The sequence below is a fragment of the Oricola sp. genome (assembly GCF_022763245.1).
In the GTDB taxonomy this organism is placed as follows: domain Bacteria; phylum Pseudomonadota; class Alphaproteobacteria; order Rhizobiales; family Rhizobiaceae; genus Oricola.
In genome coordinates this window covers 1-20,739 of sequence record NZ_JALEGV010000023.1, presented here as the reverse complement: position 1 = coordinate 20,739, position 20,739 = coordinate 1, and the positions used below count along the sequence as shown (strand labels likewise).

Below are 20,739 nucleotides of genomic sequence, written 5' to 3'. Positions count from 1 at the left end.
CATGGCGAGCAAAGGCCGTGGTCGGCTCTCCAGTCTCGATTTGCTGCCTGAAGAAGCGCGCGACGATGTCATCTGGGCAATTGCCGAACTCAACACGCGTGAGCGCACGCAGGCCGACATCCTTTTCGAGCTGAACGACCGGCTCGCCGTCAAGGGCATTGATCCGATTTCGCGATCGGCCTTCAACCGGAGATCGATGCGGCTGGCCAAGCGCTCGATGCAGATCGACGAGCGCCGGCACATCTATGCCGGCATTGCCGAACGGTTGACGCCCGAGGAGGTCGGCAAGGCGGATCTCGTGCTCGGCGAATTCCTGAAAACGCTGATCGACGAGCTGCTGGACGGCGACGGCCTGGCTTCGAAGAACGCCATGGAGCTGGCGCGCGCCTACAAGGACACCGTCATGGCGCAGCGCCACTCTGTCGAGCTGCGCGACAAGGCCGAGGCCCAGGCCGATGCCAAGCTGAAGAAGGCCGTCGACGAGGTTGGCGAGGTAGTCCGCAAGACCGCCGGCATCAGCCAGGAGACGCTGGACGAGATCAATCGCCGGCTGGGTGCGATCTGATGGGCCGCGCCGGGATCATCCCCGCCAATCCGGACACGATCTTCCTGCCCTATCAGGCAAAGTGGATCGCCGACCAGTCGCGCCTCAAACTGATGGAAAAGGGCCGGCAGATCGGCCTTTCGTGGTCGACGGCTTATGCCACCGTCTCGCGCACCGCGCTGATATCGGCGCGCCATGACCAGTGGGTGTCGTCACGCGACGATATCCAGGCGCGGCTCTTCCTTGAGGATTGCAAGCTCTGGGCCGGCAACATGGACCTCGCGGCGCAGGATCTTGGCGAACAGGTTATCGACCCGGAAAAGAAGCACAGCGCCTATGTACTCCGCTTCGCAAATGATCGCCGGATCCATTCCATGAGCTCCAATCCAGATGCCCAGGCCGGCAAGCGCGGCGGGCGCGTCCTCGACGAGTTTGCCCTGCATCCTGACCCGCGAAAGCTCTGGTCGATCGCCTATCCCGGCATCACCTGGGGCGGATCGATGGAAGTGATCTCGACGCATCGCGGATCCCAGAACTTCTTCAACCAGCTCGTCCGCGAAGCACGCGAGAGCGGCAACCCGAAGAAGCTCAGCCTGCATCGCGTGACGCTCGAGGATGCGTTGAACGATGGCTTCCTCTGGAAGCTGCAACAATCGTTGCCTGACGACGACGAACGCCAGGAGATGAGCGAGGCGGATTATTTCGACTGGGTGAAGAGCGGCACGGCCGACGAGGAAAGCTTTCTCCAGGAGTACATGTGCCAGCCTGCCGACGACAATTCGGCTTTCCTCGAATACGACCTGATCGCTGCGGCCGAATACCCCTCTCAAGTCGATTGGCAGCAGGTCGAGGGCCGCAAGCTCTTTGCCGGCATCGATATCGGTCGCAAGCACGATCTGACCGTTCTCTGGGTGCTCGAGGAACTCGGCGACGTCCTTTACACGCGACATGTCGAAACCATGCGCAACATGCGCAAATCCGACCAGGAGGCAATCTTGTGGCCCTGGATCCGGCGGTGCATCCGAAGTGACTGGGACGCAACCGGCCTCGGTATCGGCTGGGCAGACGACGCGCAGGACGAGTTCGGCGAACACGCGGTCGAGGCGGTGACATTCTCCGCGCGCGTCAAGGAGGCTCTCGCCTATCCGGTTCGCGCGAAGATGGAAGACCGGAAACTGCGCATTCCCTACTCCAATCCGATCCGGGCCGATCTGCGGTCCGTGACCAAGCAGGTGACCGCCGCGGGCAATATCCGCTTCACGGCCGAACGCACGGCGGACGGCCATGCCGACCACTTCTGGGCGCTGGCGCTGGCGATCAACGCGGCGTCCGGTCCTGGAGCGGAATATGACTACGTGCCCGTCAGGCCCGCCCGCACCAGGTTCGACGAACGCCGCTTTGACGATGACGGCCGCAATGACGCGGGCGGGTTTCGCCTGGCCAGCATGCGCAACAATCGAGGACTGTTCTGATGGCCAAGCCCCAGCTTCTCGACGCCTATGGGCGACCGATCGAGGTCACCAAGCTGAAGACCGAGCAGGCGCGGTCGGAAACGCTTGCGGTGCGCCGGCCGAACGCGCTGCATCCGGCTTCGGGCCTGACGCCGGTTCGTCTCGCCAACATCCTGCGCGACTCGATCGAGAGCGATCCAGAGAACTACTTGGCGCTCGCCGAGGACATGGAGGAGCGTAACGAGCACTATGCCGGCGTGCTCGGGATCCGCAAACGGCAGGTGGCCAGCCTTGAGGTCACCGTCGAAGCGGCCTGCGACGATGCCCGCTCGGTCGAGCAGGCCGACCTGGTGCGCGAGATGCTGACCCGCGACGGCTTCGAGGAAGAGGTCATCGACATCCTCGACGCGACCGGTAAAGGCTTCTCCGGCACCGAGATCATCTGGGACACGTCAGAGGGCGATTGGCGGATCAGCCGGCTGGAATGGAAGGATCCGCGCAATTTCCGGTTCTCCAACGATGACGGCGTGACGCCGCTGCTGCGCGCGATCGGCGGAGAGGAGCGGCTGAACCCGTTCCAGTGGATCTGGCACCAGGCGAAGATGAAGTCGGGCCTTCCGATCCGCGGTGGGCTGGCACGCGGCGCGGCGTGGAGCTTCTTCTTCAAGTCCTTCACGCTGAAGGATTGGGCGATCTTCTGCGAAGCCTATGGCCAGCCGCTGCGGCTCGGCAAGTTCCATCCCGGCGCGACCGAGAAGGACAAGGAAACGCTGATGCGCGCCGTCGCCAGCATCGGTTCCGACTTCGCTGCCGTCGTGCCCGAATCCATGGCGATCGAGTTCGTGCAGGCGCAGATCTCCGGCAGTCACGAGCTGTTCGAGAGGCGCGCCGACTGGCTCGACAGGCAGATCTCGAAACTGGTGCTGGGCCAAACCGCGACGACGGACGCGATCGCAGGCGGCCATGCGGTGGGAAAGGTGCACGACCAGGTGCGCGGCGACATCGAGGACGCCGACGCGCGGCAGCTGCGCACCACGATCAAACGCGACCTGGTGCGGCCGCTGATCGACCTTAATTACGGTCCGCAGAAGAACTATCCCGACGTGAATATCGGCCGGCCCGACGAGGTCGACATCGAGAGCCTGGTCAACAATGTCGCCACGCTCGTGCCGCTGGGACTGAAAGTCGGCATGGCGACCATGCGCGACAAGATCGGCGTTCCCGATCCCGATCCCGAAGAGGAGTTGCTTGGGTCGCCTGTGCCGCCGCCTTCGTCACCTCATCCCTCGAACGGCAACCCGCCTGACGCGGGAGCACTCAATGGACATGAGGCGCACGAAGCCCTGCAGGCCGAGCGGCTGAACGAAGGCGACGCCATCTCGATCGCTGCGCGCGACGTTGCGGGCGACGAATGGGAGGCGATGACTCCGCCGGTCGTGCGCGGGCTCGCCGAGGAGATCGCCGAGGCGGAAAGCGTTGAAGAGGTGCGCGCCATTCTCGATCGGCGCCGCGAGACGATGAACCTGTCGGATTTCACCGACCTTCTGGCGCAGCTCACATTCCAGGCGCGGCTTTCTGGCGAGGCCGACGAGGATCTCGCCTGATGGTGGCGCGGTTCCGGCCATTGCCGCCGCGCGAGGCGATCGCAGCCCTTCGCGCTCGCGGCATGACGCTCGATGCGAGTTTCGCCTGGCAAGACGTCTATGCCGAGGAACACGCCGCGATGTTCACTGTCGCGAAATCGGCCGGATACGACATTCTCGACGACATCTGGGCGACGCTGCTCGCATCACTTGAGGATGGCCGGACGTTCCGCGAGTTCGCCGCCGATCTGGAACCGGTGCTGCGCGCCAGGGGATGGTGGGGCAAAGAAACGGTCACCGAACCGCAGACGGGCGAGACGCGCGTCATACAGCTCGGCTCGCCGCGTCGCCTGGAAACGATCTTCGGCGTCAACATGCGCGTCTCGCATGCCGCCGGCCACTGGTCGCGCTTCGAACGGATGAAGGCCGAGCGCCCCTTCCTGCGCTATGTGGCGATCCTGGACGAACGGACCCGGCAGAGCCACGCCGCACTCCACAATCTTGTCCTGCCCTTCGATCATCCGTTCTGGGACGTCTTCGCCCCGCCGAACGGATGGAACTGCCGCTGCACGCTGCAGAACTTCAACCAGACCGACATCGACCGCCTCGTTGCGCGGGGCGTGCCGCTTCGCTTCGAGCCGCCGGAAATCACCTATCGCGACTGGACCAACAGGCGCACCGGCGAGGTGCGCCGCATCCCCGACGGGATCGATCCGGGCTGGGACTACAATCCGGGTAAGTCAGGCCACCAAGAAACCAAACGGCGACTGGAAACAAGAACTGTCCGATGAGATCCCTATGATGATCGTGCATTGCCCGCCTGTTCAAAGTCTATTTTAATGAAACCATGCAGAAGCACGTTCATTTCTGGATCGGTTTCTTTGTTGCGTTCCTGATTTCACTGCCTGTGGCAGTGGGCGTATGGGCCGCGCAGAAAGGTCTCGCACGCGATCTTGCGGCAGCTGCGTTCGGGGTCACTGCGTTCCTCGTCATCCTGCTGGTGGTGATGCTGCTGTTTCGCGATCGCATTCTCCAACGACTGATCGGAACGCCAAGATCGGCAATCGAAGATGTCACGAAAAGCGGCTTTGAGGCCATTTCTGCCACGCTAGCTGGAGATCGAACGCAAGCAACACACCACGCCTCCCAGGCCGTTGCCGGGGGCCTCGCCTGGTACGGATGGTCATCTTTCTATCGATGGGTCATCGGTACCTGCATTGCATTTCTGGTGGCATTCGCCGGCTTCACCGGAACGGTCCTCCTGTTCGAACAGAACGAAAAGCTCGGCAAACAGATTGAATTGTTAGGTGACCAGAATGAGAAGCTCGGTAGCCAGACCGAGTTGCTGGCAGGGCAAAATGAACGTTTGGACACTCAGAATGCACTTTCTTCCCTGTCCCTGGTCTCGCGTCTTCGAGAAGAATTGCGCAGCGGATCAGAGGAAGCTCGCATTGGTGTGGAGTATTACGACTTAGTTCTCGGAGATCCGATTTGGCAGGATGGAGACTGCAGCCTCCACTTCGACCTAGGAACCGAGCTGATACGCATGCCAAACGAGTCTAGAATTGGAGCAATCGTTGATCTGACTCATTCGGAGCTCTTGTCCGAATCAATCACAAGCGCACTGACGATCCTGCTGGACGACTCCCATGCTGGCGTTGTCATGGGAGCTGCCGCAGCTCTCCTCCAGATTGGCAAATTCCCAGATGGGACGGATCTGATACTCGACAATGCAATAATTCGTGGTTTCGAACCTCCAGCCTATCAATCCATTTCTGCCCGTGGGAGCTTGTTCGACATAAGTTGCGAAGAATGCTCAGTGGAACTCATTGACTCCACTGCCCTGCTAACGCCCGGACAAACGGTGGAACGTTCGAATGGATCCTTCCTCACAAATTCCCCGTTCCCAGTTCCGCCGCGCTACCTCGGCAAGCAGATTGAGGTAAGTGATCCTGATTTTTCGCTTGTTTCAGGTTTTGGTTTCGACTTCCCATCCAATCCTTGGCTCCAATTCACATTGCTAGGTGGCAAGATGCAATCCATCAAACGGAGGGTGCATGTTAGTCATGACCAAATGTGCGATATTGCATCGCAGATTGCTGATGGTAATCCCACTCTGTCGTTCTACAGACCAACTCAAACTCAGATTGATGTAAGAGACGGTCCGCTCCCCCCACCGCCGGCACTAACAGACATCGAGTAAGCGTCGCTCCACAGGAGCTTCAATAGGCGCGGATGAACCCTGATATCACCGAACCTCAAGAATCGCGCCCAGCGGCTTCAAAAGTCATTCGAATTTGATCCTGATCTGGAAGCGTCGGGCGCAATTCGCGTCCCCGAGCAGTTTCTGGCCTTGAGGGCGCTCATCCACACAGCGTTGTGGATATTTCGCCGACGGTGGTCGGGCCAGTGTCAGCGCCATGATGACCGCGCTTCATTCGCAACGCAACACCCCTTTGACGGCGCTCTGCGCAGCCATGCCGCTGCCCGCCGCCCAGAACGACGACGTGCCGGAATGGATCCACATTCTGCCGGCCGGCGAGTTCTCGGGCGCTGACGGCCGCGGCCCGTACCGGGTCGAAAATGCGCAGAAGCTCGTCGAGGCGAGCCTGGAGGCGATGAACGGCGCGGGCGTGATCGACGAGAACCATGCCACCGACCTCGCCCTGCCTCGCGGCGATCCGGCGCCTGCCCGCGGCTGGATCAAGGAGATGGCGGCGCGTGCCGACGGCATCTGGGCCAAGGTCGAGTGGACGCCGACCGGCCGCGCGCTGCTGTCGGAGCACGCCTACCGGAACATCTCGCCGGTCATCGTGCACGCGAAAGACGGGACGGTTCTCGCCATCCTGCGCGCCTCGCTCGTCAACAAGCCCAATCTTCGCGGCCTGACCGCACTTCACCAGGAGCAAGACATGAACGAACTGCTCGCGCAGCTGCTCGCTGCGCTGGGCCTGCCCGCCGAGACGAAGGCGGAAACGGCCATCGAACGCGTCACCGCGCTACACGCAGCCGAGGGCGAAGCCTCCACGTCGCTGCAGTCGGCGCTCGATCCGATCGCCAAGGCGGCAGGGATCGACGCAGGCTCGGACGCGGCAACGGTCCTGGCCGGCGTCCAGAGGCTTGCCGATGCGAAGCCCGGCGAGGCCGGCTCCACTGTCGTCACCGCGCTGCAGGCGGAGCTGAAGACCGTCACCGAGCAGTTGACCTCACTGCAGTCGGCCCAGGCGACCGACAAGGCGACCGCCTTCGTCGATGGCGCGATCAAGGCCGGCCGCGTCGGCGTGAAACCTCTGCGCGACCACTACATCGCACGCCACGCCAAGGATGCGGAGGCCGTCGAAAAGGAGATCAACTCCTTCCCGATCCTCGGCCCGTCCGGCGCGACGATCGAGCCGCCCTCGGAAAGGAAGGACGGCGAGGTGTCGCTCAACGCGGCCGAAAAGGAGGTCGCAACCATGCTCGGTCTCGACCTGAAGACCTACGCCGAAACCCTGAAGGCTGAACGCGAGGAGGCGCGCGCATGACCGCTCTGACCAAGGGCCGCAACACGCCGGAGGCCACCGGCGCCATCTATTCCTTCCCGCTGCTTGCCGCGGCGGTCGCGTTCGCCGGCGGAATTGCCGTGCTCGACGCGTCCGGCTGGTGCAAGCCTGGCGCGACCGCCACCGGCCTCGTCTGCGTCGGCCGCTTCGAGGCGACTGTCGACAATTCCGATGGCGCCAACGGCGCGCTGAACGTCGATGTGAAGTCCGGCGTTTTCCGCTTCGCCAATTCGTCCTCGACCGACGAGATCACCAAGGCCGAGATCGGCGACAATTGCTACATCGTCGACGACCAGACCGTTGCGAAGACGGACGGGACGGGCACGCGTTCGATCGCCGGGCGCGTCATGCAGGTCGATGCCAGCGGCGTCTGGGTTGAGATGGGCGTCGGCATCATGAATTCGCCGGGCGGCGCTCTGCTGGCGGGGAACAACTTCTCCGACGTCGGCAGCAAGGGAACCGCCCGCTCCAATCTCGGCGTCTACGAGAAGATGGGCGCGCCCGCCATCGTCGTTGGCGCCGAGGCCGGTAACGCGATCAATGTCGCCATCCAGCTGAAGGACTCGGCCGGCGACGATCTCGCGGTGCGCGGATCCGTGCTCGCCTATCTCTCCGACGACGCGAACGGCGACTCGATCGCCGCCGCGGCGCCCGACGGCAATGTCGCGATCGGCGCGGACGGCGTGTTGATTCCGGTCGTCGCCGACAAGTGCTTCCAGCTCGTCTCCGAGGCCGACGGCGATATCGACATCGATATCGGCGAGTCCGGCGCGGACACCTGGTACCTCATCCTCGTCATGCCCGACGGCAAGCTCGTCGCGTCCGACGCCATCACCTTCGCCTGATAGGAGGCCTTCATGCTCATCAACCGACCCAACCTGGAAGCGCTGCGCGTCGGCTTCAAGACGACGTTCCAGGGCCGTCTCGACCAGGCGAAGCCGATGTGGCCGCGCGTCGCCATGGAAGTTCCGTCGACCACTGGCAAGGAGGAATATGGCTGGCTCGGAAAGATCCCGAGCGTGCGCGAATGGCTCGGCCCCCGCGCCGTCCAGAACCTGATGGAGCACGACTACTCGATCAGGAACAAGGATTACGAGCTGACGATCGGCGTCGACCGCAACCATATCGAGGACGATACGCTCGGCATCTACACGCCGATCTTCCAGGAGTTCGGCGACTCGGTCGCCGCCTGGCCTGATGAACTGGTCTGGGCGCTGCTGAAGCTCGGCTTCTCGACGGCCTGCTATGACGGCCAGTATTTCTTCGACACCGACCATCCGGTCATCGTCGACGAGAACACCACGACGTCCGTCGCCAACACCGATGGCGGTGCTGGAACGCCGTGGTTCCTGCTCGACGCGTCGAAGGCGATCAAGCCGATCATCTGGCAGGTTCGCAAGCGCGGCCAGTTCGTCGCGCTCGACAACCCGAATGACGAGAACGTCTTCCGCAACAAGACCTTCGAATATGGCTGGGACGGCCGCGGCAATGTTGGCTTCGGCCTGTGGCAGTTCGCCTGGGGCTCCAAGCAGCCGCTCAACAAGGCGAACTACAAGGCCGCCCGCGAGGCGATGATGGGCTTCAAGGGCGATTATGGCCGCCCGCTCAATGTCCGTCCGAACCTCCTCGTCGTGCCGCCCGATCTCGAAGGCGAAGGCCTCGAGATCCTCAACGCGGAACGCGACGACGCCGGCGCGACCAACGTCTACAGGGGCACCGCCGAGCTGCTCGTCTCACCCTGGCTGGCCTGATCGAACTCGCATGACATTTCCTCCGGCATCGCGCCGGAGGGTCTGCAGAAGCTGGCTCGAAGGCTCTTTGAACCGGCTTTTCCAGACCCTCGAAGGAAGGATGACACCATGGCGAAAGCCCCTGCCTCAAAGAAGGATGACGAAGCTGTCGGAACGGATGCGAAGGCCGCCGCCGACAAGCTGATCGCGGATGCGAAGGAAGAGGCTGCGCAGATCACGGCCGACGCGAAGGCGAAAGCCGACAAGGCGCTCGAGGATGCGACGAAGGTCGCCGAAGAGAGCAGTGCCGCAGCGGCGGATTTGATCGTGAAGGTGAAGGCCGAGGCGGAAACCGTGATCGCCGATGCGAAAGCGGCGGCGGCTCGGATCGTCGAGGAAGCCAGGGCCGGCGCGAGTGCCCCGGAGCCGGTCGAGACCCCGCCTGCAGCAACCACCGACATGAAGGGCGGCGTGCGGATCCGCTCGAAGATCGACGGTTTTCGTCGCGCCGGCGTCGCCCACCCGAAGGACGCAACCGAGTATCCGGCAGGCACGTTTTCGACCGAGCAGATCAAGGTTCTGAAAGGCGAGCCGAACCTCGTCGTCGAGGACCTCTAGTCCCTGTCCTGTCAGCGAGGGGCAAGCCGCTGGCGGGATGAACGAATACCCAGAGAGGGCGGTCAGGTACGGCTCGCAAGGCCCCCTGCACTCTTTGAGGACGGTCCGACCGTAGGGGTTCTGCCCGCCGCCCGCACGCATGCCAGGGGAAGCTGCGCCGCCCCGCCGATCGTAAAGCCGAGGACGTCCTCGGCCGCGCAGCCAGCCGGGAGGGTTGCCCGGCAGCTTTCCAATCGAGGACCGCATGGCCTACGCGTTACAACAGGATCTGATCGACCGCTTCGGCGAAACGGAGTTGCAGCAGCTCACCGACAAGGTGAACCGGCCGGCGACGACGATCGACGAGACCACGGTCTCCAAGTGCCTGGCGGACGCCGAGGATCTGGTCGATTCCTATGTCGGCAAGCTCTATTCGCTGCCGATCGCCTCTCCGCCGCCGATCCTGACCCGCATCACTTGCGAGATCGCGCGCTTCTATCTGCATGGCCGCCGCGTCGTCGACAAGGACGACCCGGTCTCCCGCGCCCATGACGCCGCGATCGCCTGGCTGAAGGAACTGTCCAAGGGGATGGTCCAGCTGGAAGCCGACGGCATCGCCGCCTCCCAGGCAGGCGACAGCGAGGTGCGCGTCGAGGCACCCGACCGCGTCTTCACCCGTGACAGCATGAAGGGCTTCTGATGGCCCGGACCGCCGACATCGTCATCGAGGACGCCGCGGTCAATGCCGCGATCGCCCGCGTCGCCGCCGCCGGCCTCAACACCGCGCCGCTGATGCAGACGATCGAGGGCATCATGCTGGCCGGCGTCCAGGCGCGTTTCGAAACGCAAACCGCCCCGGACGGCACCGCCTGGCAGAGACTGTCGCCGCGCACCGCCGCCAAGCGCCTCGGCCGGTCGTCGCGCCGCCGCGGCTATGAAAACATCCTGCGCGTGACGGGCGGCCTCTATCGCTCGATCACCGGCGAAAGCGACGCCACGCGCGCCGAGGTCGGCACCAATCACCCGTTCGCGGCCGTCCACCAGGAGGGCGCCACCATCAACATGCCGGCACGCAGCCAGACGGTGCGACTGCGCAAGGTGAAGGGGAATGTCCGCTTCGCACGTGCCGCGCACAAGCGCGTTCGCGAGGTCGAGGCGACCGTGAAGGCGCACACGATCACCATTCCCGCCCGGCCCTATCTCGGTTTCTCCGACCAGGACCGGGCCGACATCCTGGCCGCCGCGGAGCGCTATTTCGAGGCGGCGTCGGAGGGCGGCGACAAATGAGCATGTTCTCCGACATCGTCGAGCGGCTGAAGGGCGGCGAAACGCCTTTCGCGATCGTCGATCGCGTTTCCGATCTCGCCGCGGTCGACGATCGCCCGAACGCCACGCCCGCCGGCTTCGTCTTCCTGGCCGAGGACGCCAGCGGCCCGAACACCCGTGCCACCGGTCCGATCCTGCAGCGTCTCGAGCGCGACATCGCGATCGTCATCATCACCGACAATGCAACCAGCCGAACCATGGGCGACGCTAGCGACGACATGGAGGGCGTGGTCGACTGGGTTCGTTCGCGGCTGCTCGGGTTCGAGCCCGAGGGCGCCGACGAACCGATGGAGCATGTGTCCGGCCAGCTCGTCAAAGCACGCGGCGGCGCGGTCTGGTGGGAAGAGCGTTTCGGCGTCGCCGCCTATCTGGAGGAAGCCAGCCAATGACCTACAAGCCCCGCAAGCCCGGCCGTTTCATCCGCGAAAGCGAGCAGGCAAAGCCGCGCCCGGCCACGAAGCAGGAGGCGGAGATCGCACGCGGCCGGATCGTCGAACCGCCGGCGAGCGCCGACGTCGCGTCCGACCAAACGGCCGATCAGAAATCGACGAAGAAGAAGGGTAGCTGACCATGGCGCGCAAGGAAAAGACGCTGGCGGCCCTCGCCAAGATCGAAACGACCTATGGCACGGATTCGACGCCGACCGGCGGGGCCAACGCCCTCCTGTTAAGTGACGCGCAGTTCACGCCGCTGGCCGGCGAGCAGGTCTCGCGCGACCTGCTGCTGCCCTATCTCGGCCACCAGGGCGAGAGCCTTGTCGGCGACTACGTCCAGTTCGACTTTTCCGTCGAGATCGCCGGCGCTGGCGCTGCCGGCGACGTGCCGGCCTACGGACCGCTGCTGCGCGGATGCGGCATGGCCGAGACGGTCAATGCAGGGACGTCCGTCGTTTACGATCCGATCTCCAGCGACGAGGAGTCGCTGGCGATGTATTTCAATCTGGACGGCGTGAACCACATCCTCCTCGGCGCCCGCGGCGACGTTTCGATGTCGTTCGTGCCGAAGCAGATCCCGCGCTTCCGCTTCAGCTTCAAGGGCCTGGTCGGCACGATCGCCGACACGGCGTTGCCGACGGTGGACGTCTCGGCCTTCATTAAGCCCCTGCCCGTCTCCGACACGAACACGCCGACCTACACGCTGCATGGCGTTTCACCGAAAGCGGAGAGCATCACCATCGCGCTCGGCAACACCGTCGAGCCACGCCACCTGGTGGGCGGGGAATCGATCGAGATCACCGACCGCAAGATGACGGGAACGACGGTGATCGAAAACCCGCTGCTGGCAGTGAAGAACTGGTTCGCAGCCGCCCAGGCGGAAACGCGCGCCGCCATGCAGCTCGTACACGGCAAGACCGCCGGCAACATCGTCCAGTTCGGCGCGCCCAAGGTGCAGCTCGGCCGGCCGACACAGGGCGCAACGCAAGGCATCGCCAACCTGTCGATCCCGCTGATGATGACGCCGGACAGCGGCGACGACGACTACTCGATCACCGTGAAGTGAGGTCAAATCCATGAAATTCGTTCTTGCCGACACATACACCTTCTCCTGGCCCGTCAAGGTTCGCATGCCCAATCCGGACAAGCCCGGCGAGACCGTGGAGCAGAGCTTCACGGGGCGTTTCAAGCTGATCCCGATCGAACGCCTGACCGTGATGGAGAATGCCGGCAGGCAGGCGTCCGACGAGCTTTCCGAGCTCATTCGCGAGGGCCTTGTCGGATGGAGCGATGTCATTGCGCCGGACGGGGTGGAGATCCCCTTCAGCGACGACGCCCTGGCTCGCGCCCAGCGCTTCACGCCGTTCCAGACCGGTGTCTACCGGGCGATGATCGATGCGGCGCGCGGGGGAGCTGCGGAAAAAAACTGACCGAGGTCGCCGCCGCATGGGCACATGCGTCGCGCGGCCTGTCCGACCCGACGCGGCCAGTCACGGTGAACACCGGGACGCAGGCGCAATTCGCGAGCCTCGGCGTGCAGGTCGCGGTCTCGGAAGACGACACCACGGAGTGTTTCACTGTAATGGCCGAGAACTGGCCCATCGTCAGAGCCTTCCTCGCGCTGGAGACGCAGTGGCGGATCACGGCCGGACCCGGCGGCGTCATCTGGTCGGGCCTCGACTATGCGGCGGCAGAAGCGCGGCTCGGCCGTCGCCGGTTTCGCCGGGTCGCCTCTCACCTGAAACGCATGGAAGAGGCCGCCCTGCCCTCCCTCAACCAGAGTGACGCGCCATGACGTTCGTCCTCGGCATGCGCGCGGAATTCGACCCGAGCAGCGCGGTCCGCGGCGCCCAGGCGACGGAAGACGCGCTGCAGGATGTCGCCGGCGCCGCCAAGTCCGCCGGCGCTGCGATGGACGCCGCCCTGCAGCAGCAGACACGCGTCTCGCGCCAGGCAGCCGCCCAGCTTCGCAATGTGCAGTTCCAGATGATCGACATCGGTCAGTCCTTCCCGCTGGCCTTCCAGTCGCCGGTCTACTTCCTGCAGAACGTCGCCATGCAGGGCGCGCAGATCGCGCAGATCTACGGACCCAACGAGGGTGGCGCGGCGCGCGGTTTCCGCGAGGCCGCGAAGATGGCTACCGGCTTCGTTCGGTCGCTTCTGCCGCTCGCCGGCGTCATCGGTGCGGGAGCTGCGGCCTGGCTCCTGTTCTCAAGGAACACCAGCGAGGCGAGCGCCGAAGTGCGTCGACTGGCAGCGGATGCGAGCTCGTTTTCCGCCGTCCAGGGCATGATGGCCGATCTGGCGCGTGTGCAGAAAGCCTATCGCGACGCCATTGAGGACACTGCCAATGCGCAACTAATCGCCAGCTCCGGCATCGTGGCGGCAACCGAGCGCGAATTCGAGGCAAAGAAGTCGCTGCTCGAACTGGAGTTGAAGCGGCAGCAGGCCCTGGTGGAGACCCAGCGGATCGCCGTGGCCGAAGAACAGCGGTCTCTGCGCAAGCAGTTGCAGGAGATCGTCGACACGTCGGACATCTCGCCAAGAGCGCGTGGCTTCGCCGATCCTCGCATAGGGTCGGTGCCCTTCGTCCGCGACCCGGATGCGGCGTCCACGGTCGAAGCGCTTCTGACCAATATCGACGCGTCGCCCGCAAGCGACCGGATCAAGCAGTTGCGCGCCGAGCTCGAATTGACCGAGGTGTCGGCCGAGCTGCTCGAAAAGGCGCTCAAGACCACATTCAACGACATCGGCTCCGGCAAGGTCGACAAGCACAAAACGACATCAGCCGAACGCTACCTTCAAGGCTATCGCCGGTCGCAGGCCGAAGAGCTCGCTCAGCTGCGCCTCGAAGCCGAGCTGATCGGCGCGACGGCGGTGCAGCGCGAACGGGCCAATGCGCTGCTGGAGACAGAACTGGCGATCAAGCGAAGCAAGATCGCGGTGGACGGGGCGCTGGCCAATGCCATGCGCGAACAGGCGGTCGCCCTGGCAGACCAGACGGTCGAGTTGCGTCGCCAGGCCGACGCCTATGGCACGGTGAAGGATGCCGGCCTTTCGATGATCGATTCCATCTGGGCCCGACTGAAGACCGGGGACGTCACCGGCCTGCTCGCCGACTTCACCGACGAGATCTTCGAGTCGCTCGGTCAGCTCAACGTCGTCAATCCGCTGAAGAACGCGCTCTATGGGGAAAACCTCGGCACCATGTCCGACGTCAACGGGCTGGGCGGGTTCTTCAGCACGCTGCTCGGCCGCAACAAACCGTCCGGCGAAGGCATCGCCTCGGCGATCTCGCAGGTCACCGGCACGATGAACGTCCAGGCCGCGACCGTGATCGTCAGCGGCGGCATCACCGGAACAGCCGGCGGCGCCGGCGGGATCATCAGCTCGCTCTTCGGCGGGAGTGGATCGACCGACCCATGGGCAGGCCTGCGTTTCGACACCGGCGGATGGACCGGAGGCTCCGATCCCTCTCGCGTGGCCGGCTATGTGCACGAGAAGGAGTTCGTCGTTCGCGCCGGACCGGCCGCCCGCTTTCGGCCGATGCTGGAGGCAATCAATGCCGGCCGCAATCCGGGCCATGCCGACGGCGGCATGGTGACGGGAGGCATCGCCAGCGCCTCCTATGGCGCGAGCGGCGCAGCCATGGCGGCGCCCGGCATGAGGCCGCTCAACGTCTCCTTCGACGTCCACGACAATGCCGGCGTCGCCATCGAGCAGCGTCAGGAGACGGATGCCGACGGCGACGTCATGTTCACGCTCGTCCTGAACAAGGTGGATGCGGCGATCGCGGACGGCCGCTTCGACAGTTCCTTCGGCGGTCGCTATCGCGGTGCAAAGGTACGGGGGACGGCGCGATGACCGCGACCTGGCCAGTGGGCCTGCCGCAATATGTCCTGCGTGACGGCCACGAGGAGGCCCCTTACCTGCCGCGTGCCAGCGCCGAGCCGGATGCGGGCCCGCCGATCGGCATCCGCCTCGGCACGGTCGACATGGAAGAGCTTGCCTGCGGCCTCTGGCTGACGGGAGCGCAGCTGACCATCCTGAAGAGCTTCGTCTTCAGCGATCTCGCCGGCGGCGTCCTGCCCTTCGACGGGCCGCATCCGCGCACCCGCGGTACGGTCATGCTCTGGTTCATCGACAAGCCGAAACCCTACCGCGCCCGGCCCAAGGGCGGCGACAACTGGATCGCCAGCTTCACGCTGCGCGCCCTGATCCCGCCGGAGGGGAGCTGAGATGGCGCGTTCGATCCCGCTCGTCACGCGGCAGTCGCTGGAGGATTACTGCGCCGACAACGCGCTCGCCTTCTTCGTGGAATTGACCCACGAGGATGTCGCGCAAGCGGTCCGTCTCGTGACCGACGGCGTCGATTATGTCTGGGACGGCGAGACCTGGCACAAGTCCTGGTTCGAGATCGCCCTGCTGACGGATTCGGAACGGCCGCCGGAGACACGGTTCAGCTTTCCGAATGTCGACCGGTCGAAGACGATGCAACTCGAGCACCTGAAGGGCGCCGTCCAGGTCTCCTTCTGGGTGATCTCTTCGGGCTATTTCGACCTGACCGCGAATCCTCGCACGGTGCTGGAAGGCGAGACCGTCGAGACCGCCTACCAGGCGCTCTATCTCGACCTGATCGATGTCGAGGTCGGTCCGGCCGACGTCAGCGGCATGCTGCGCGGCCTCGACGTGCGCTCCGAGATCTGGCCTGCCCTGTGGGTGACCGAGGCGCTGTTTCCGGGGGTGTATCTCGAATGACCCCTGCCCGTTTCAATCCGGCCCCTGCGCCTCAGAGGCCGCCCCTGCCGGCGGTGATCCGCGGCTTCGTCGGCATTCCGTTCGCCGACAAGGGCTTCAGCTTCGACGGCTGTCATTGCTACGGCCTGTGCTGGCTCGTCTTCCTGCGCGCGGCCGACATCACGCTCCCGAAATACGACCTGATCTCCTCGGCCGAGACGATCGCGATCGCCCGCGCGATGAAGGACGAGGCGAAGAGCGGCCGCTGGCGCCGGCTCCGCGCTGACGAAACGCCGCGCGCATTCGACATGGCGGAGATGATCGAGATCCCCAGACCCGGCGCGCGCGCCTGGCATTGCGGCATCGTCGCCGGTCCGGGCAGGCTTCTGCACTGCGAGCGCGGTGTCGGCAGCCATCTCGCCGATCTCGCCGATCCCCGGATCGCACCGCGCGTCGTCGGGTTTCATCGTCACGTCGCGCTGGAGGGCCGGACCGATGGCTGACGGGATGTTCACCGCCATCTGGCGGCCGCCATTTTCCATGGACGCCGCCGAGATGCGCGAATGGCCGGCCGGCACGACGATCGCCGCGATGGTCGCGGGCTTCGGCCCGGCACTGCCGAAGGATTTCGACAGGCGCGGGGAGATCGTGCTCGCCGGCCGCGATGGCGAAGAGCATGTGCTGGCGCGGCGCTACTGGTCCGGCACCGCCATCAAGGCCGGCCAGAAACTCACCCTTCACTACGCGCCCGGCCGCAGCGGCAACGCCGGCAAGAACGCCGTGCTCGGGCTGGTGATCGCCGTGGCGTCGGCGCTGACGGCCGGCGCCGCGCTGGCGGCGGCCGGACCGTTCTCGTTCCTGACTGCCGGATCGCTGACAGCGCGGCATCTCGCCGGCGGCATCACCATCGCCGGCAGCCTGCTCAACAACGCCCTCACCGCGCCGCCGGTCGCCACGGCGCAGAATTCGTCGACCGACACGCTGTCCGGGCCCGCCTCCGTTGCCGGCAACGTCATCGGCCGCGGCGTGCCCGTGCCGGCCGTGATCGGCGAGCGCGACATCTATCCGCCCTTCGTCACCCAGCCGCTGACCGAGCGGGTCGGCGAGGAGGAAGTCGTCGAGGTGGTGATGGCGCTCGCCGGCACCTACGCGATCTCCATGCCGCGCGCCGGCGAATCCTCCGTCGCTGAGGCCGACGACGTGACGCTGCAGATCCGCGAGGGCCAGCCCGGCGACCTGCCGATCACGCTGATCGAGCGCTACGGCGCCACCAGCCTGGTCAACACCGAGATCGCGCCGCACAAGACCGATCCCGACGATCCGGAGGAGCTGGAAAACCAGACCAACCCGGATGCGAGCCTGCCGACCTGGCTGGGAATGGGCACGGCCGGCGAATGGGACGAATGCTGGCTGCACCTGACCCTGCCCGGCGGCCTGGCCAAGCCGAGCGCGGAAGGCCAGATCCAGGCGGTGCCGTTCCGCATTCGGATGCGCCAGGACGACGCCGACGACTGGATCCACCTGCCGGAGCTGCATTTCGCGGGCTCGGAGGTCCGCGAGATCCGCCCGACCATCAAGCTTCTTCGCGGCGACGTCCCGGAGACCGTGCCCTCGATGCCCTCCAATCGCGGCTGGCGCGCTGTCTATGCGGCAGCGCCCGGCCAGGAGGCGCCCAATCCGGTGACCAGCGGCTGGACGGCGCATTCGTCCTTCATCGACGGCGCCGGTTCGAACGCCCTTTATTCGGGCGTCGAAGGCTCTTCGAACGTGGTTCGCGTGACGGTCTCCGGCACCGAGGCGACGCTGACGCTCGATCCGGCCGTCTTTGCCGAGGGCCGCTGGCAGATCGAGATCAAGCGCGGCGCTTGCTACGACGTCAGCGACTTCTCGCGCGCCGACTACGAATATAACGGCTACGTCATCGACTTCTTCCATTACGTCGAGACGGGCGGCGTCTTCGAGGTGGCTCGCACGCGCGACGGCCTGTCGGACGGCTGCTACCTGACCCGCTGCTGCAGCGTGGTCAATTCCCATCCGGTCAATAGCGGCACACCGGTTTCCGACATGACGTTGATCGCGGCGAGGTTCTTCGGCCGCTCCGTCTCCTCCTTCAAGGTCCGGGCCTCCTCGATCGTCGATCGCTGGGACGGCACGGCCTTCGCCGATTTCGGCGAGAGCGCCCTGCCGGCCGACCACTATCACAACGTGCTGCGCGGGCCGCTCGCCTCGCTGCCGCTGCCGGCGGAACTGTTCGACATGACGGGCGTCGCCGCCTGGCGCGCGGCCAATGTGACCGAGGACCGGCGCTGCGACATGATCGTCGAAGGCGCGCTCGTCGCCGAAGTGCTGGCCAACATCGCCGGCTGCGCATTCGCCCGGCCTCTGGCAAGCGAGATCTGGGGCGTGATGCGCGACTATGACCGCTCGGCCGAGGATCCCGCCCAGGTCTTCAACATGCACAATTCCTGGTCGCTGAAGATGTCCAGGAGCTTCGAACGGCTGCCGGACATGCTGCGCTGCGCGTTCACCGACACGGAAGGCCGGCAGCGCGAGATCGAGGTCTGGCGGGACGGACGAGAAGGCGTCGCCAAGCCGCTGATCGAGACCATGACCTATGTCGGCCTGGTGCGCGCGGCGGATGTGCGCGAGCGCGCCCGACACGACCTGCGGCAGTTGGAAGAGCGCGCGGCGACCTACACCTTCAACGCCTTTGCCGAGACGATCCGCTGCCGGCGCGGCGACCTGATCGCCGTCAATCACCCGGTGCTCAACAGAACCCATGATTCAGCGCGCGTGCGGGCGATCACGATCGAGACGGTGGAGGAGGAAGACCTGATGACCTCCGTCTCGCTCGACTCGCTGGTGCGCATCTACAACGAGGACGACATGCACGAGGCGGCCGACATGCACGCCGTCACCGACATGCACACCGTCGGCCTGAAATCCAGCCTTCGCATTCGCCGCTCGGACGGCAATTTCTCGGTCCATCCCGTCTCCAACGCGACCGGCCAAACGGGCACGCTGACGCTGACCATGCCTGCGGCGCTGCCCGAATATGAGGAAGGCGGCCAGACCGTGCGCGCCGTGCGCCGCGGTAATCTCGTCTGGGTCGGCTCGACCGGCCGCGAGGAGCGCCGCCTGATCGCAACCGACATCACCTGGCAGAAGAACTGGCAGGCCCGCATTTCCGCGCTGGCGGAAGCGCCCGTCCTGTTTGCCTGAGGAAGAACGACCATGACCACGCTCGATCGCCTGATCCCAAACAGCCTGACGCCCGACCCGGTCGAAGGCGACGACTTCATGGACGAGGTCCAGGCGGAACTGACCGGCCTTTGGGACCGCGCCCATATCCTGCTGACCGACATCGACGGCACGGCCAACGCGATCACCGGCACACTGACGCCGGCGCTGACCGGCAGCCTCGTTGCCGGTATGCAATTGAGCTTCATCGCCGCTGCCGAGAATGACGGTGCGACGACGCTGAACGGAACGGCCGTGGTCGACAAGGACGGCGATCCGCTGACCGGCGGCGAGATCGTCGCAGGCCGCCTGCACACCGTGCAGTTCGACGGCACGAGCCTGCGCTTGACCGGCGGCGCCGACGCCAACGGTTCCGGGCCCGACTATCAGGTGTTCACCGCTGACGGCACCTGGTCCAAGCCGTCGGGCCGACCGGATACGGCGCTCGTGATCATGGAGGGCTGGGCCGGCGGCGGCGGCGGCGGGTCGGACAATGACGGCGGCGGCGGTGGTGGCGGCGGCTACAACACCAGGTTCATCACGCTGGGTGACCTGCCCTTGACGCTTTCGGTGAGTGTCGGCGCCGGCGGCGCCCAGGACAGTGTCGGCGGCAATTCCAGCATCGACGACGACGGGACCAATTACCTTATCGCCTATGGCGGTGGCGGCGGCGGCGGCGCAGGTGAATCCGTCAATGCCGGCGGCGGCGGCGCCGGCGAATTCGAACAGGGCGGCAACGGAAACTTCAATACCGTCGGAACAGGCGGAGCATTTGGCGGAGGCGCCGGAGGGGATCCCGGCACTAATAACGGGATCGACGCGTCCACACCCTGGGCCGGCGGCGGCGGCGGTGCAGGCGGCTACAATTCAACCCGTGACGGCGGACGTGCGATCTATGGCGGCGGCGGCGGGGCCGGCGTCAATGACGGTGTCGGCGGCACGCCCGGCATCTCCATCCATGGCGGCGATGGCGGCGCGAGTGGCGCCGCGGGTTCACCGCGCGGCGGCGGCGGCGGCGCAAACGCCTCCGGCGGTCGCGGCGAAATCAGAGTCTATGTGATCGGGTGAGCATCCCCGACCAGGTCGGCAGATACGAGAGTCCAGGAAAGGAAGAGAAATGGGAGTGGACGGAAACCGGGTGGCGCTGGTCACCGACGAGTGGCGCCTAATCGTAAGCGGTCCAGGCGACGCCATCGTGCAAAATGTCGGCGATGGCGATGGCGGCGGCGAATGCGAAGTCGTGCCGCGCACGTCGAAACCGGAGGCGTCCGAGAGCGGCATAGGCCATCAGCTGGTCTACGGATCGCCCGCTTTTTCCTACGCTGTCAGCGACATGGAAGAAGGCGACATGATCTATGGCCGCGCGATCGGCGGACCTGTCACTGTCGCATGGTCGAAGAAATGAGGCTCGGCGCGATTGGCATGGACGCAGGCATGAGGCTTGGTCCCCCCCTTGGTGCGGGCGGTGGGTGGACGCCAGCCAGACTATTCGGGCCAGGCGACAATGGCGCCTGGTTCCCGATCAAGTCGGGTCAGCTTTTCCAGGATGTTGCCG

The 20,739-nt window shown here is 65.3% G+C and carries 23 protein-coding genes; all 23 read left to right on the top strand.

The window, feature by feature from the left end:
• Position 1: 1 nt before the first annotated feature.
• Positions 2–565: a phage protein Gp27 family protein gene (locus tag MRY80_RS11050; protein WP_293290994.1), complete on the top strand. Its 564-nt coding sequence runs from the start codon at positions 2–4 to the stop codon at positions 563–565.
• Positions 565–2,016, top strand: a complete 1,452-nt coding sequence (locus tag MRY80_RS11045; protein ID WP_293290993.1) for a terminase family protein — start codon at positions 565–567, stop codon at positions 2,014–2,016. The genes MRY80_RS11050 and MRY80_RS11045 overlap by 1 nt, the downstream gene beginning before the upstream one ends.
• Positions 2,016–3,599, top strand: a complete 1,584-nt coding sequence (locus MRY80_RS11040) for a DUF935 domain-containing protein (RefSeq protein ID WP_293290991.1) — start codon at positions 2,016–2,018, stop codon at positions 3,597–3,599. Before MRY80_RS11045 ends, MRY80_RS11040 begins: the two co-directional genes overlap by 1 nt.
• Entirely contained in the window at positions 3,599–4,369 is a 771-nt protein-coding gene (locus MRY80_RS11035) for a phage minor head protein (RefSeq protein WP_293290990.1), read from the top strand. The genes MRY80_RS11040 and MRY80_RS11035 overlap by 1 nt, the downstream gene beginning before the upstream one ends.
• Positions 4,370–4,425: 56 nt before the next feature.
• The gene (locus MRY80_RS11030) at positions 4,426–5,781 is read left to right on the top strand and encodes a hypothetical protein (RefSeq protein ID WP_293290989.1); all 1,356 of its coding nucleotides are present in this window, start codon (positions 4,426–4,428) and stop codon (positions 5,779–5,781) included.
• A gap of 217 nt (positions 5,782–5,998) precedes the next feature.
• Positions 5,999–7,102, top strand: coding sequence for a phage protease (locus MRY80_RS11025; RefSeq protein ID WP_293290987.1), 1,104 nt, complete (start codon positions 5,999–6,001; stop codon positions 7,100–7,102).
• Positions 7,099–7,965 (top strand): hypothetical protein, encoded by an 867-nt coding sequence (locus MRY80_RS11020; protein ID WP_293290986.1) that lies wholly within the window; start codon positions 7,099–7,101, stop codon positions 7,963–7,965. Before MRY80_RS11025 ends, MRY80_RS11020 begins: the two co-directional genes overlap by 4 nt.
• Positions 7,966–7,977: 12 nt before the next feature.
• Complete coding sequence (locus MRY80_RS11015) at positions 7,978–8,871, top strand: Mu-like prophage major head subunit gpT family protein (protein ID WP_293290985.1); 894 nt, start codon at positions 7,978–7,980, stop codon at positions 8,869–8,871.
• Between the two features lie 108 nt (positions 8,872–8,979).
• Positions 8,980–9,468: an HI1506-related protein gene (locus MRY80_RS11010; RefSeq protein ID WP_293290984.1), complete on the top strand. Its 489-nt coding sequence runs from the start codon at positions 8,980–8,982 to the stop codon at positions 9,466–9,468.
• A 244-nt stretch (positions 9,469–9,712) separates the two neighbouring features.
• Positions 9,713–10,147 carry a DUF1320 domain-containing protein gene (locus MRY80_RS11005; RefSeq protein WP_293290982.1) on the top strand — a complete coding sequence of 145 codons (435 nt, stop codon included), beginning with the start codon at positions 9,713–9,715 and terminating at the stop codon, positions 10,145–10,147.
• Positions 10,147–10,734: a phage virion morphogenesis protein gene (locus MRY80_RS11000; RefSeq protein WP_293290981.1), complete on the top strand. Its 588-nt coding sequence runs from the start codon at positions 10,147–10,149 to the stop codon at positions 10,732–10,734. Before MRY80_RS11005 ends, MRY80_RS11000 begins: the two co-directional genes overlap by 1 nt.
• Positions 10,731–11,162 carry a hypothetical protein gene (locus tag MRY80_RS10995; RefSeq protein ID WP_293290980.1) on the top strand — a complete coding sequence of 144 codons (432 nt, stop codon included), beginning with the start codon at positions 10,731–10,733 and terminating at the stop codon, positions 11,160–11,162. The genes MRY80_RS11000 and MRY80_RS10995 overlap by 4 nt, the downstream gene beginning before the upstream one ends.
• Positions 11,159–11,341 (top strand): hypothetical protein, encoded by a 183-nt coding sequence (locus MRY80_RS10990; protein ID WP_293290979.1) that lies wholly within the window; start codon positions 11,159–11,161, stop codon positions 11,339–11,341. The genes MRY80_RS10995 and MRY80_RS10990 overlap by 4 nt, the downstream gene beginning before the upstream one ends.
• A 2-nt stretch (positions 11,342–11,343) precedes the next feature.
• Complete coding sequence (locus MRY80_RS10985) at positions 11,344–12,273, top strand: phage tail tube protein (protein WP_293290978.1); 930 nt, start codon at positions 11,344–11,346, stop codon at positions 12,271–12,273.
• Between the two features lie 10 nt (positions 12,274–12,283).
• Positions 12,284–12,637 carry a hypothetical protein gene (locus MRY80_RS10980; RefSeq protein ID WP_293290977.1) on the top strand — a complete coding sequence of 118 codons (354 nt, stop codon included), beginning with the start codon at positions 12,284–12,286 and terminating at the stop codon, positions 12,635–12,637.
• 65 nt (positions 12,638–12,702) lie between these two features.
• Positions 12,703–13,002 carry a DUF1799 domain-containing protein gene (locus MRY80_RS10975; protein ID WP_293290975.1) on the top strand — a complete coding sequence of 100 codons (300 nt, stop codon included), beginning with the start codon at positions 12,703–12,705 and terminating at the stop codon, positions 13,000–13,002.
• On the top strand, positions 12,999–15,071 hold the full coding sequence (locus tag MRY80_RS10970) for a hypothetical protein (RefSeq protein ID WP_293290973.1): 2,073 nt from the start codon (positions 12,999–13,001) through the stop codon (positions 15,069–15,071). The genes MRY80_RS10975 and MRY80_RS10970 overlap by 4 nt, the downstream gene beginning before the upstream one ends.
• The gene (locus tag MRY80_RS10965; protein ID WP_293290971.1) at positions 15,068–15,445 is read left to right on the top strand and encodes a hypothetical protein; all 378 of its coding nucleotides are present in this window, start codon (positions 15,068–15,070) and stop codon (positions 15,443–15,445) included. The genes MRY80_RS10970 and MRY80_RS10965 overlap by 4 nt, the downstream gene beginning before the upstream one ends.
• Position 15,446: 1 nt before the next feature.
• Positions 15,447–15,965 carry a hypothetical protein gene (locus MRY80_RS10960; protein ID WP_293290970.1) on the top strand — a complete coding sequence of 173 codons (519 nt, stop codon included), beginning with the start codon at positions 15,447–15,449 and terminating at the stop codon, positions 15,963–15,965.
• Positions 15,962–16,447, top strand: coding sequence for a hypothetical protein (locus MRY80_RS10955; protein WP_293290969.1), 486 nt, complete (start codon positions 15,962–15,964; stop codon positions 16,445–16,447). The genes MRY80_RS10960 and MRY80_RS10955 overlap by 4 nt, the downstream gene beginning before the upstream one ends.
• On the top strand, positions 16,440–19,166 hold the full coding sequence (locus MRY80_RS10950; RefSeq protein ID WP_293290968.1) for a hypothetical protein: 2,727 nt from the start codon (positions 16,440–16,442) through the stop codon (positions 19,164–19,166). The genes MRY80_RS10955 and MRY80_RS10950 overlap by 8 nt, the downstream gene beginning before the upstream one ends.
• A gap of 12 nt (positions 19,167–19,178) precedes the next feature.
• The gene (locus MRY80_RS10945; protein ID WP_293290967.1) at positions 19,179–20,252 is read left to right on the top strand and encodes a glycine-rich domain-containing protein; all 1,074 of its coding nucleotides are present in this window, start codon (positions 19,179–19,181) and stop codon (positions 20,250–20,252) included.
• Between the two features lie 49 nt (positions 20,253–20,301).
• Positions 20,302–20,589, top strand: a complete 288-nt coding sequence (locus MRY80_RS10940) for a hypothetical protein (RefSeq protein WP_293290965.1) — start codon at positions 20,302–20,304, stop codon at positions 20,587–20,589.
• Positions 20,590–20,739 lie beyond the last annotated feature (150 nt).